The organism is Noviherbaspirillum aerium, assembly GCF_008929045.1.
GTDB classification, from domain to species: domain Bacteria; phylum Pseudomonadota; class Gammaproteobacteria; order Burkholderiales; family Burkholderiaceae_D; genus Noviherbaspirillum; species Noviherbaspirillum aerium.
Genome location: NZ_VFAH01000021.1, coordinates 66,134 through 78,573, shown reverse-complemented (window position 1 = coordinate 78,573; position 12,440 = coordinate 66,134). Strand labels below are relative to the sequence as shown.

At 60.7% G+C, this 12,440-nt stretch carries 9 protein-coding genes; 3 read left to right on the top strand and 6 right to left on the bottom strand.

Translation table 11 applies throughout. The features are described 5' to 3' along the window. The 6 genes from FH061_RS23180 to FH061_RS23155 all read right to left on the bottom strand — a co-directional run bounded on the left by FH061_RS23180 (position 1) and on the right by FH061_RS23155 (position 8,548). A complete protein-coding gene (locus tag FH061_RS23180) occupies positions 1-1,941 on the bottom strand; it encodes an AMP-dependent synthetase/ligase (protein ID WP_151638206.1) in 1,941 nt (646 codons plus the stop codon). A gap of 7 nt (positions 1,942-1,948) precedes the next feature. Beyond that, positions 1,949-2,788, bottom strand: coding sequence for an ABC transporter ATP-binding protein (locus FH061_RS23175; RefSeq protein WP_225984830.1), 840 nt, complete (start codon positions 2,786-2,788; stop codon positions 1,949-1,951). Positions 2,789-3,249: 461 nt separating this feature from the next. Beyond that, complete coding sequence (locus tag FH061_RS23170) at positions 3,250-3,903, bottom strand: TetR/AcrR family transcriptional regulator (RefSeq protein ID WP_151638205.1); 654 nt, start codon at positions 3,901-3,903, stop codon at positions 3,250-3,252. A 314-nt stretch (positions 3,904-4,217) separates the two neighbouring features. Next, positions 4,218-5,381: an acyl-CoA dehydrogenase family protein gene (locus tag FH061_RS23165; RefSeq protein WP_151638204.1), complete on the bottom strand. Its 1,164-nt coding sequence runs from the start codon at positions 5,379-5,381 to the stop codon at positions 4,218-4,220. Between the two features lie 127 nt (positions 5,382-5,508). Then, positions 5,509-6,309 (bottom strand): enoyl-CoA hydratase/isomerase family protein, encoded by an 801-nt coding sequence (locus tag FH061_RS23160; protein ID WP_151638203.1) that lies wholly within the window; start codon positions 6,307-6,309, stop codon positions 5,509-5,511. A 184-nt stretch (positions 6,310-6,493) separates the two neighbouring features. Further along, the gene (locus tag FH061_RS23155; protein WP_151638202.1) at positions 6,494-8,548 is read right to left on the bottom strand and encodes an NADPH-dependent 2,4-dienoyl-CoA reductase; all 2,055 of its coding nucleotides are present in this window, start codon (positions 8,546-8,548) and stop codon (positions 6,494-6,496) included. A 211-nt stretch (positions 8,549-8,759) separates the two neighbouring features. Between FH061_RS23155 and FH061_RS23150 the strand changes: the two genes are divergently transcribed. The 3 genes from FH061_RS23150 (at position 8,760) to FH061_RS23140 (ending at position 12,440) form a co-directional block, all read left to right on the top strand. Next, positions 8,760-9,929: an acyl-CoA dehydrogenase family protein gene (locus FH061_RS23150; RefSeq protein ID WP_151638229.1), complete on the top strand. Its 1,170-nt coding sequence runs from the start codon at positions 8,760-8,762 to the stop codon at positions 9,927-9,929. After that, the gene (locus FH061_RS23145) at positions 9,926-10,771 is read left to right on the top strand and encodes an enoyl-CoA hydratase/isomerase family protein (RefSeq protein ID WP_151638201.1); all 846 of its coding nucleotides are present in this window, start codon (positions 9,926-9,928) and stop codon (positions 10,769-10,771) included. Before FH061_RS23150 ends, FH061_RS23145 begins: the two co-directional genes overlap by 4 nt. Before the next feature lie 61 nt (positions 10,772-10,832). Then, complete coding sequence (locus tag FH061_RS23140) at positions 10,833-12,440, top strand: carboxyl transferase domain-containing protein (RefSeq protein ID WP_151638200.1); 1,608 nt, start codon at positions 10,833-10,835, stop codon at positions 12,438-12,440.

Below are 12,440 nucleotides of genomic sequence, written 5' to 3'. Positions count from 1 at the left end.
TCAAACCTCCCGTATCAGGAGCCGGCGCTCGATGGTGCCGACTTCACCGGACTCGTAAGTGATCTGCGCTTTCATGAGAACCGCATCTTGGCCGCCGTAGATTGCATTGATGATCGGCGCGTAGCGTTGTTCCACCACGTTGCGGCGCAGCTTGCGCGTGCGCGTGACCTCACCGTCATCGGGGTCGAATTCCTTGTGCAGCGAGACGAAATGACGAATCTTCAGTCCATCCGGCAGCGCCTTGTTGACGCGCTTGACCGCCTGCGCAAGCAGTTCGGATACTTCGGTTTTCTGCGACAGATCTGCATACGACATGTAGGAAATGCCTCGTACTTCGGCCCAGTGTCCGACCGCTTCCATGTCAATGCACAGGATGGCCGCCAGAAATGCCCGTCCACTGCCGAGCACGGCCACATCTTTGATGTACGGGCTGAACTTGAGGCGGTTCTCGATGTAATTCGGAATATAGCGTTCACCCTTGGCGGTGTGCACGACGTCCGACAGCCGCCCGAGCACGACCAGATGGCCGTCCGGCTCCACATAGCCGGCGTCACCCGTATGCAGCCACCCGTCTTCAAGGGTTTCGCGCGTGGCGTCTTCGAGTTCGAAGTAACCGGAGAAGATGCTGCCTGAGCGCAGCAAGATCTCTCCACGGTCGGAAATTCTCACTTCGACGCCCGGTAGCGGCTTGCCAACGGTGTGCAGGCGCACTTCTTCCGGCTCTTGCAACGCATTGAATGCGCTGCTCTCCGTCTGGCCGTAGAACTGGCGCAATTTGACGCCGATGGCGCGGTAGAAGATGAACGTATCCTCGCCGATCGCTTCGCCGCCGGTAAATGCATTGCGCAGCCGAGTCAGGCCGAACTGGTCCTTGATGGGTCCGAATACCAGGACTTCGCCGAACGGCCGCATCAGGCGTTCCTTAAAGGTCGGCTGGCCACCTTCAAGCTTGCGGCGCTCAGCGGCAAGAGCGGCATCCATGAACAGGCGATAGATCCATGACTTGAGCGGCGTCGAATCCTCCATGCGCACCTGGATGGCCGTCAGGATGTTATCCCAGCTGCGCGGCGCGGCAAGGTAGAAGGTCGGCGCGGATTCGCGCATGTCGCGCAATACCGTCTCCTGGCGTTCAGGGATGTTGATCGTAAAGTGCAGGGCAATGCCGGCGCCTACCGTGATGGCAAAATCTCCTACCCATGCCATGGGCAGATAGGCGAGAATTTCTTCCCCGAACTTGAATGCGCCGCCGCGATAGGCGTTGCGCACACCGGAAAGCAGGTTCCTGTGGCTGAGCACCACGCCCTTGGGCTTGCCGGTGGTTCCAGAAGAATGCACGAACACGGCGGGCCCGTCTGGCGAGGCCCGTTCGATCAGGGCCTGCCGCAGGCCCGGCTCGGCGCGCAGCCGCTCGTGTCCGATGGCCTGCATCTTGTCCCACGAGATCAGTTCGGCATCGGGGTAAGACGCTAGGCCGCGCGGGTCATCATAGATGATGCTCTTGAAGGGCGAGTTCGGATCCTGCAGATTGAGAATCTTGTCGACCTGCTCTTGGTCCTCGGCCAGGACGAAGCGGATCTTCGCTTCCTCGAGGAAATTACGGATCTCATCGAGGGTCGCATCCGGATAGACCGGCATCGCGTAGCCGCACAACACTCCTGCGGAGACCATACCCATGTAGAGTCTCGTCCGGTTGTCTCCCAACACCAGAACAGCATCTCCGGGAGCAAAGCCCAGTTGCTCCATGCCCGCTGCGCATTTGATGACGGTGTCGAGCACTTCGGACCAGGTGGTCTCCTGCCAGATTCCCAGGTATTTCTCCCGCATCGCGATCCGCTTGCCCAGCTGCCGGGCATTGAGGTCGAGGATGCGGACGAGGGTGGTATCGGGGTCGAGATTCCAGGCCGAGGCAGAGCCTCCGCTGGCATTTTCCGACTGGAACATGCTTATCTCATCGCGCTGCATGCGTTCCTCCAAGATAAGCCTTAATCACTCGCTCATCCTTAATGACCTCATGCGGAATCCCGGTTCCGATCGTCTCGCCATAGCTCAGGACCATCATGCGATCGCATATGCCGGTGATGACATCCATGTGGTGCTCGATCAGCAGCACGGTCACATTGCGCTCGTCGCGCGCATCCAGGATAAAGCGCGCCATGTACTCCTTTTCTTCCTGATTCATCCCGGCCATCGGTTCATCGAGAATGAGAAAGTTTGGCTCGGACACCAGGGCGCGCGCAAGCTCGACGCGTTTCTTCAGCCCGATCGGGATGCTGTCCACGAGTTCATCGCGCACGGTTTGCAGCTGCATAAAGTCGATGATCTCCTCAGCCTTCACCCGGTGGGTGATTTCTTCCTTGCGGCCTAGCCACCAGTATAGGCATGTCTTGGCCACGCCGGGCTTCATGTGGATATGGCGTCCGAGCAGGATGTTGTCGAGCACGCTCATGCCGTTAAAGAGCGCCAGGTTCTGGAACGTGCGGGCAACCCCCAGCGCAGCGACCTTATGTGGCGCCAGGCCGGTGATATCGCGTCCCTGAAGCAGGATCTTTCCTTTCTGGGGTGGAAAGAATCCGGTGATGGCATTGGTCAGGGTAGTTTTACCGCTGCCATTAGGACCGACGAGGCCGAAGATTTCGCCTTGGGCGATATGCAGATCGACACCGGTCAACGCAACCAGGCCGCCGAATCGCCGTTCCAGTCCACGACATTCCAAAATGGATGCGACTGCGTTTTGGAGCGTGTTCACGGGAACGCTTCCATGCTTCGTGATACTGACGATGTCGTTCACAAAAAGCGCCTTTCACAATGCACTGCCGGCGAACTAAGTGATGCGCGTCGCTGGTAACCTTGTTAGCAATAAACCTGCGTGTTCAAAGTTTAACATCACCTTGTTGACAAAGTCTAACATTAGTTAGGAAGGCACTTTTTCCTTCATGTCCGCGGTTAAACAATGAGCGTGTCTGGAAGAGCGGGACTTCGATCGCCATGGGTTTTTTGCGGCCGTGGATCTGTACTATCTTGCGCCGGTGAAACGACAATGCACTTGGCATTAGTGCCAGGCCAGTCATGCCACTAGGGAGTTCAGAATTGGCGCGGACCGGGCCGCGCCGATCAAGACCTTAGCCGGGATGGCCGTGTTGGCCTGATGAGGCAAGGTGGGCGGCGAGCGCAGAGCCCCCGACGCAGCAGGTAAGCCTGCAGAGAGTCCGCGCGATGGCAGAAAAGTCGGCCGGGATGGCCACCTAGACGTCAGCGATTGTCTTGGTTGAGAATGCCGTCGAAGACGATGCCGGTGATCTGCTGGGCAAACGCCTTAAAAGATCCCCGCTGTGGGTTATACCACTCGACGGTCCAGTTCAGCGCGCCAATGACGAACAGTCGGACCACGGCCACGCTGGTATCGGAGCGTAGCTCGCCGCTGGTCAACGCCTCGGCGAACAACTTGTCCCAATAATCGGCATAAGCCCGGCGGATGATGCGGTGCTTGTTCTTGGCAGCGTGAGGAATTTGGCCGTAGACCCGGATATTGGCGGAAGTGAAGTCGCCATGGTGCAGCAGGCCGTACAGATGTCCTTCGATGCCAGTGGCGATCTTTTCGCGATAGGTAGCGGTGGGTGGCAGGGCTTCGATCTTCTCCCGGACCGTCTTCATCACCACGTCGATCCCGGCATCAAGCACCACGCCAAGAATCTCGTCCTTGGACGAGAAATGGTAGTAGATGCTGCCCGCTTTAATACCTGCAGCATCCGCGATCTGCCGCAGCGTCGTCGCGGCATACCCCTGGTTGCGGAACAGGCTAGCGGCCGCATGCAAAATTTGGTCCCGCGTCTGATCGCCACTCTGGACGGGTGTCTGGGTGCCCGGCGTCGGATTTATCAAGGCAGTGGTGTTCTCGGGCGACATGTTGGTTTCTAACTATCGTTTGGAAGGTATATCTTTCGTCTGCATAAGCATAGCAAAAAAGCGCCGGGGCAGATAGCATGCTGCGCGGCGCATGGACAAAAAGCCATTGCTAAGCAACGCGATCGCCGTTCGCCCGCCGCAGAGTCAGCACGGACGGCCCAGCATCGGAAAACCGACGCGGGTGCCGGCCCGCCTTGTCTCGCAGAGCACACGGCATGTCCGGCCGGCTGCTTGCGTCGTGAACTCGGCAGCAGGCCTTCTGTCGGCCAAACCGGCCTTCAGTCCGATACGGAATGCAAGAGAGCTGCAGTCCGTTAATACGAACGCGGCAAACCCATAACTTTTTCGGCAATGTAATTCAGCACCATTTCCCGGTTGAGCGGTGCGGTACGCAGCAGGCGGACCAGGGGGTAAAGATCGAAGATGCCGTATTCCTTGGTGAAGCCGTTGCCGCCGAAGGCCTGGATCGCGCTGTCGACGGCCCGTATGCCGGCCTCGGCGGCAAAATATTTCGCCATGTTGGCGTACTCGCCGGCCGGTAGACCCTTGTCGAAGGCCCATGCGGCCTTGAGCGTCATGAGCGATGCCAATTCGATTTCGGTCTTGGCCACGGCCAGCGGATGCGACACACCCTGGTAGGCCCCGATCGGCGTATTGTTGAACACCTTCCGCTCGGAGGCATATTCCACTGCACGATTGAGCGCATAGCGGCCCAGCCCGGTACACAGGCCGGCAAGGATGATCCGTTCCGGATTGAGTGTGTCGAACAGGATCTCGAACCCGGATCCTACTTGCCCGACTACATCGTCGGCCGACAGCGGCACATCGTCGAAGAACAGCTGCCACTGTGTCTCCGGAACCGAGAAGCTGACCGGGATCAGGGTTTTCTGCACCCCTTTATGTTTCATATCGACCATGAACAGCGTGAAGCCTTCGCTTTTTCTGCTCACTTCCTGGGCGGGTGTGGTGCGCGAGACGACCAGTGCATAATCGGCATCCCCGGCGTCGGTGATGAACACCTTCTGCCCGTTGAGACGATAGCCGTTGCCGTCCGGCCTGGCGATCGTCGTGATCATCATCGTATTGGACCCGGCGTTCGGCTCGGTAATGGCAAAGCAGAATTTGAGCTTGCCGGAACAGCCATCGGGTAGGAATCTGCGCTTGAGTGCTTCCGAACCGTGCTTGGCGATCAACCCCATCGTCATGGTCGGACCGACCACCAGGTTGAGCAGGGGGATGCCGTTATTGGCCAGGCCTTCCATGAATAGCGTCATTTCGGTCATACCCTGTCCGGCACCGCCGTACTCTTCGGGCACCATCAGGCCGAGGAAGCCGTCGCTGGCAATCTGCGCATACAGTTCCTTGGGAGGTTCGTGCCTGTCGGCATATTGCATCCAGTACCGGCGATCGAACGTACGCGAGACACGGTCCCCGTACTCGTAGATCATGCGTTGTTCTTGCGTGAGAGTGAAGTCCATGTTTCGTCCGTATGCGTGAATGTGCGGAGTCAGATTGAAATGGCGCGCAGTCGCGTCGCCTGCGCGTGGCCGGCCTTGCCCTGCGTCCGTTGAGGCACAGGGCAGAGCGGGTGATAGCGTCACTGCGTCATTGAGCCGAAGGGAACTTCGGCGAACGCTTTTCGCGCACCGCTTTCACGCCTTCGGGCGCATCCTCGTTAAGGAAGCACAGCATTTCCAGCGCCAGCGAATTATCGAAGGTAGGACCTGCGAGGCGAGCCCAGTTGTTGAGCGACTTCTTGGTGACGCGAATGGCCATCTGGCTTCCGCTGGCCAGCTTGTTGGCGACCTCCATCGCTTTCTCCATCAGCTTGTCTTGGGGTGTGCACAAGCTGACTAGTCCAATGCGCTCGGCCTCCTTGCCGTCGATGAAGTCGGCCGTCAGCAGGTAATACTTGGCCTTGGCCATCCCGCATAGCAGCGGCCACAAGATGGCGGCATGGTCGCCCGCGCCCACACCGAGCTTGACGTGGCCGTCGGTGATGCGCGCGCTTTCGGACATGATGCTGATATCAGCGAGCATCGCCACAGCGAGTCCGGCGCCCACCGCAACACCATTGATTGCCGAAATGATCGGCTTGTCGCAGTCGAGCATCTTGTAGACGATGTCGGAGGCTTCCTTCATCACGCCCTGGATCATCTTCGGGTTGCCTACCATGGATGTGATCCAGTCCAGATCGCCTCCAGCCGAGAATGCCTTGTCCCCCGCGCCGGTGATGATCGCGACCTTGGTTTTCTCGTCATCGTTGACCACATCCCAGATCTTGGTCAGCTCCCAATGCAAGCGTGCATTGGTTGCATTGAACACATCCGGCCGATTGATGGTGATCAGCAGCACGCCATTGGGCTTGTGGTCAAACAGCAGAAACTGGAAGTCTGAATAATTCATGGTGTCTCCTCGTAAAAAGTGGGTAAGTGTTGCGAAACGGAGTGGTGTGACGGACCAGTGTCTTGGATGGATAATGCGGCCATTGCCTGCCAACATCGGCAAACCGGCCTAATGGGCGGTGATGCGCGAAAGCGCGTGCCCCGGTGTGCATGGGTGCTGGTAGGCAATGGGCCATCGCTTTGTGCTAGAAGGTCATGGCAAGACGGGTTCCCTGATCGATGGCGCGCAGGGCATCCAGTTCAGCCGCCAGTTCAGCGCCGCCGATAATGCTCAATTTGATACCCAGCGCACTGAGTTCATCCGCCAGGCCGCGTTCGGATTCCTGCCCTGCGCAAATAATGATGTTGTCAACCTCCAGCAGCCTGGGCTTGCCGTTGACGGTGAGGTGCAGCCCTGCGTCGTCGATCTGCAGGTATTCACATCCAGACAGCATCTCAACGTGGCTCTGCGCGAGCGATGACTTGAGCGCCCAGCCGGTCGTCAGGCCGAGCGTGCGGCCGGGCTTTTCCGGCTTTCGCTGCAAAAGCGTAACTTGACGGGCTGGCTGCTCCAGTTCGGCCGGCTTGAGTCCGCCCTTGGACGAGATGGATTCATCCACGCCCCATTTTTGCCGGAAACTCGCCATGTCCGGGTGTGCCGGACCGCCTTGAGTGAGATATTCGGCCACATCGAACCCAATGCCGCCCGCACCGATGATGGCAACGCGCTTGCCAGCCTGCACGCGGCCGGAAAGCAAGTCGGGGTAAAACACCACCTTGGGATGTCCGATCCCTGGGATGTCGGGGCGGCGCGGTCGCACGCCGGTCGCCATCACGATCTGGTCATAGCCTTCGCTGGCGAGCTGCGCTGCGGTCGGATGCTGACCACAGCGCACATCGACCTTGTGCAGGGCGAGCTGGCGCGAAAAGTACCGCAGCATTTCATTGAACTCTTGTTTGCCGGGAATCTGGCGTGCGTAATTCATCTGACCGCCGATTTCGGGAGCCGCTTCAAACAGCGTCACGGCATGCCTGCGTTCGGCGGCGGCAACCGCGCAGGCCAGTCCCGCCGCGCCGGCGCCGACCACCGCCAAACGTAGTCTGGCGGCAGGCGGGGAAAATGCATCAAAATCGAGTTCCCGTCCCGCGCGCGGGTTGACCAGGCAGGTCGCAGGCCGCTCCCGGAAGATGTAGTCCAGGCATGCCTGGTTGCAGGCGATGCAGGTATTGATCTGGTCGGCGCGGCCTTCAGCGGCCTTGCGTATGAAAAGCGGATCGGCCAGGAAAGGGCGCGCCATCGAGATCAGGTCGGCCTGGCCGCTGGCGAGAATTTCTTCGGCAACCTCGGGCGTGTTGATGCGGTTGGATGCCACCACCGGGATGCTTACCACATCCTTCAGGCGAGCCGGGGCATAACGCCATGTCGAGCGCGGGACCATATAGGCGATCGTCGGAATGCGAGCCTCATGCCATCCGATCCCAGTATTGAGGATGTCCGCGCCGGCCGCCTCCACGGCACGCGCCAACTGGAGGATCTCGTTGCCATCGGCTCCGCCCTCGACCAGGTCCACAGCCGAGATGCGGTACATCAGGAGAAAGTCTGAACCCAGCCGCTCGCGGGTACGGCGAACGATCTCGACCGCGAAACGGTGCCGTTTCTCGACGCTGCCACCCCATCCGTCGTCCCGGTTATTGGTGCGCTCCACCGTGAACTGGTTGATCAGGTAGCCCTCCGAACCCATGATCTCCACGCCGTCGAAGCCGGCGTGTGCCGCCAGTTCGGCGCAGTGTACATAGTCCTCTATGGTGCTTTCCACTTCAGCAGCGGTCAGCGGCCGGGGCAGGCGCGGATTGATCGGGGAAGGTATTGCTGATGCGCCCACCGGCGAGCGGTGTTTTCCGTAGCGGCCCGCATGCAATATCTGCAACAGGATCTTTGAGCCCTCGGCATGCACTGCCTGCGGAATCGGGCGCAGGGCCTCTGCCGCCGCCAGATCTACGAGGATGGGGCCGCCTTCCTCCATCAGTCCGTCATGGTTAGGCGCAAAGCCGCCGGTCACCATCAGGCCAACGCCCCCGCGTGCCCGTGCGGCATAGAACGCCGCCTGTCGCTCGAGAGGACGATCCATGTGTTCGAGCCGGGTATGCATCGACCCCATGATGACCCGGTTGGGGAGCGTGTGGCGACCCACCGCCAGCGGTGACAACAACGTCCGGTACGCCTGGTGTTCTGAACGAAACCCGCTTCCCTGTGCGTCCATAAGTTGATCCCGGCCAATAAAAGGTGAGTGACGGCTTCTATGAAACTAACGTTTGTTTGATAGTCTATGCGAACTGCGCTACACTTGCAACGCCGGGACGCCGGCTTACCTCGCCCGCAAGGGCGTTCAGGGCATTGGACCGGGCAATGACATCGGCATTGCCGTCCGAGGCATCGCCGCACGCGGCCCAACGATGACAGGAGGCAGCCGGATGATTTTGAGCGAAGACCAACAGGCGCTGCGCGATGTTGCGCGGCGGTTCGCCAGGGAGCGTCTGCGACCGGACTATCAGAAACGCGAGCAGTCCGAGCAAATCGACCGCGACCTGATGCGGCAAATGGGTTCATTGGGCCTGATCGGGACCGATCTGCCCGAACGATTCGGCGGCATGGGCGCGGATGGCGTCACTACCGGCATCATCATGGAAGAGATCGCCTATGGTGATTTCAATGTCAGCTATGTCCAGCTGCTTGCCTCCCTGATGGGAACCATCCTGGCGCGCAATGCCAGCGCCGAACTCGCAGGCCAGTGGGTACCCCGGATGGTAAGCGGCGAGGTTCTCGTCGGCCTCGGCCTGTCCGAACCGCGCGGCGGCTCGGACGCCGCCAACCTTGCGCTGCGCGCCCGACGAGACGGCGACAATTACATCCTTAACGGTGAAAAAACCTCCATCAGCTGCGCCGACCAGGCCGACGCTGTCGTGCTGTTTGCGCGGACCGGAAAACCCGAAGACGGAGCGCGCGGCGTGAGCGCCTTCATGGTCCCGATGGATCTGCCCGGCGTGACGTGCACCCGCTTCGATGACCTGGGCAGCAAGATCGTGGGCCGCGGGTCGCTGTTCTTTGATGACGTGCGCATTCCCGCGGCCTACCGGCTCGGCGAAGAAGGCAAGGGATTCACCCAGGTGATGCAAGGCTTCGATTACAGCCGCGTGCTGATCGCCCTGCAATGCATCGCCGCCGCCCAGGCATCCATCGACGAGACTTGGGAATACGTCAAGGAGCGCCATACTTTTGGAGTGCCGCTGGCGCAATACCAGGGCGTGACCTTTCCGATTGCCGAAGGCGAGACCGTCATCGCCGCCGCACGCCAGCTGTGCTACCACGCGCTGGCGCTGCGTGACGCCGGATTGCCGCATACCGCCGAAGCGGCCATGGTCAAGTGGATGGCGCCGAAAACCGCGTTCGACGTCATCCATCAATGCCTGCTTACGTTTGGTCACTACGGCTGGTCGAAGGACCTACCGCATCAGCAGAGGATGCGCGATGTGATGGGCCTGGAAATCGGCGACGGCACGGCACAGATTATGAAACTAATCATCGCGCGGGAACGCCTTGGGCGGGTCGCGGTGCAATATCTAAAGCAGGAGGGTGGCAAATGAACGTGGACCCGAGCAGCGGACCGGTGGTCGTATCGACGCACGGCAGGGTAGGCATTTTGGAACTGGCCCGGCCCGAAAAATTCAATTGCCTGTCGACCGCCGCGCATGCAGCGATCGATGCTGCCCTGTCAGCCTTCGAGCATCGCGACTCGGGCGTGCGCGCCGTGCTGGTGCGCGCGAACGGCAAGCATTTCTGCACTGGGGCCGATCTTGACGAAGTCAAGCGCCTGCGCGCCGATCCGGACGCCATGTCCAGCTTCATCCGGCAAGGGCATGCCGTCCTGCGCCGCCTGGAGGCCAGTCCGCTGCCTGTCGTGGCAGCGGTCCAGGGCATGTGCCTGGCCGGGGGGCTGGAGCTGATGTTGGCTTGCGACGTCGTCTTTGCCGCATCGAGTGCGCGCTTTGGCGATCAACATGCCCAGTTCGGCCTGGTGCCAGGATGGGGCGGCAGCCAGCGTCTGCCACGCGCAATCGGCCTGCGGCGGAGCATGGACTTGTTCCTGAGCGCCCGCTGGATCGACGCCCAGACCGCCTTGCAGTGGGGTCTCGTCAATGCCGTATGTGAGGACGACGCGCTGCGTCAACAGGCTTTCGACTATTGCGCCGCAATGGCCGAGCGCAGCTGCAATGGCTTGGCGGCGATGAAACGGCTGGCCCGCGCCGGGCTGGAACAGCCTCTAGACACTGCATTGAAGCTCGAAGAAACGCAGGCGACCGCCGCACTGCTGGGCGACGACGTCGGCGAAGGACTGGCCGCGTTCGAGCAGCGGCGCAAGCCAGAGTTCGGCGGCTGGGGTGCCGAGCACACCACAACATACTGCCCCGGCCAATCCAAAGCCTGAACTATCCAACCGCTCAGATTGACCAAATCAAATCCGACATGACTGAAGGGACCTGTCCCAGATGACGATTCTTGACACGCGCATCTCCACTGCCGACGAGGAATTCCTGCTAAACCGCCAGGCATATGACCAGGTGGTTGCCGACCTCCATGCCCGTCGTAGACGCGCCCGTGAAGGCGGTCCGCCCAAGGCGCGGGCCCGTCACGTCGCGCGTGACAAGCTGTTGCCGCGCGACCGTATCGACGCGCTGCTCGACCCAGGCTCGCCTTTCCTGGAGGTGGCGCAGCTGGCTGGTGAAGATAAATATGAAGGTGTCCCGCCCGGTGCCAGCATCATCACCGGCATCGGCCTAGTCTCTGGACGGCCGTGCATGATCATTGCCAACGATGCCACCGTCAAAGGAGGCACCTACTACGGGATGACCTGCAAGAAGCATGTCCGGGCCCAGCGCATCGCATGGGAACACCGCCTGCCGTCGATCACGCTGGTCGACAGCGGTGGAGCGTTCCTGCCGGATCAGGCCAATATCTTTCCCGACACCGGGCAGTTCGGCACCATCTTCAACAACCTGGTTCGGATGTCCGCCGAAGGGATTCCGCAGATCGCGGTCGTGATGGGGCCTTGCACGGCCGGGGGCGCTTACATTCCCTCGCTGTGCGACGAAGTGGTGATCGTGCGGGGCCAGGGCTACATGTACCTGGGTGGCCCGGAATTGACGTTCGCGGCCACCGGCGAGGAGGTGGATAACGAATCCCTGGGCGGCGCGCAGATGCACTGCTCGGTCTCGGGCGTGACCGATCATATTGCCGAGGACGACCGGCATGCGCTAGCGATCGCGCGGGAAATCGTGCTTGACCTTGGCGAACAGTCGTCGCCCCGCTGGACGCAGGGCGAATCGCTGCCGCCGCGCCACGATCCGCAGGAAATCTACGGCATCATCAGCCGCGATCCCAGGATACCAACCAATACCCGTGAAATCCTCACCCGTTTCGTGGACGACAGCCGCTTTCAGGAGTTCAAACCGCTGTATGGCGATACCTTGCTGACCGGGTTTGCTCGCATCCATGGCTACGAAGTCGGCATTCTCGCCAACCAGGGCGTGCTGTTTTCCGAAAGCGCGATGAAGGCCACGCACTTCATCGAACTGTGCTGCCAGCGCGATATTCCGCTCGTTTTCATGAGCGATGTCACCGGCTTCATGGTCGGGCGCACGGCAGAACAGGGTGGCATTGCCAAGGCAGGTGCCAAGATGATCACGGCCATGGCGTCGGCCAACGTGCCGAAATATACCATCATGATCGGCGCGTCCTACGGTGCGGGTTATCTGGCCATGTGCGGTCGCCCGTTCAATCCGACTGCCATGTTTGCCTGGCCCACCGGGCGCGCGGCCATCATGGGGCCGGAGCAGGCGGCGACCGTCCTGGCGCTGGTTCGCGGACAGATCCTCAGCAGCGAGGGCAAGGCCTGGAGTGCGGAAGAGGAGGAGGCCTTCAAGGCGCCGATCCGCCGCGAGTACGAGGCTTTCCAGGTCGCCTACAATTTTTCGTCGAACCTTTGGGTAGACGGCATTCTCGATCCGGTGGAAACCCGCGACGTGATGGGCCTGATGCTCGATCTCGCCGCGCGGGTGCCGGCCAAACCGACCAACTTTGGCGTCTTCAGGGTCTGA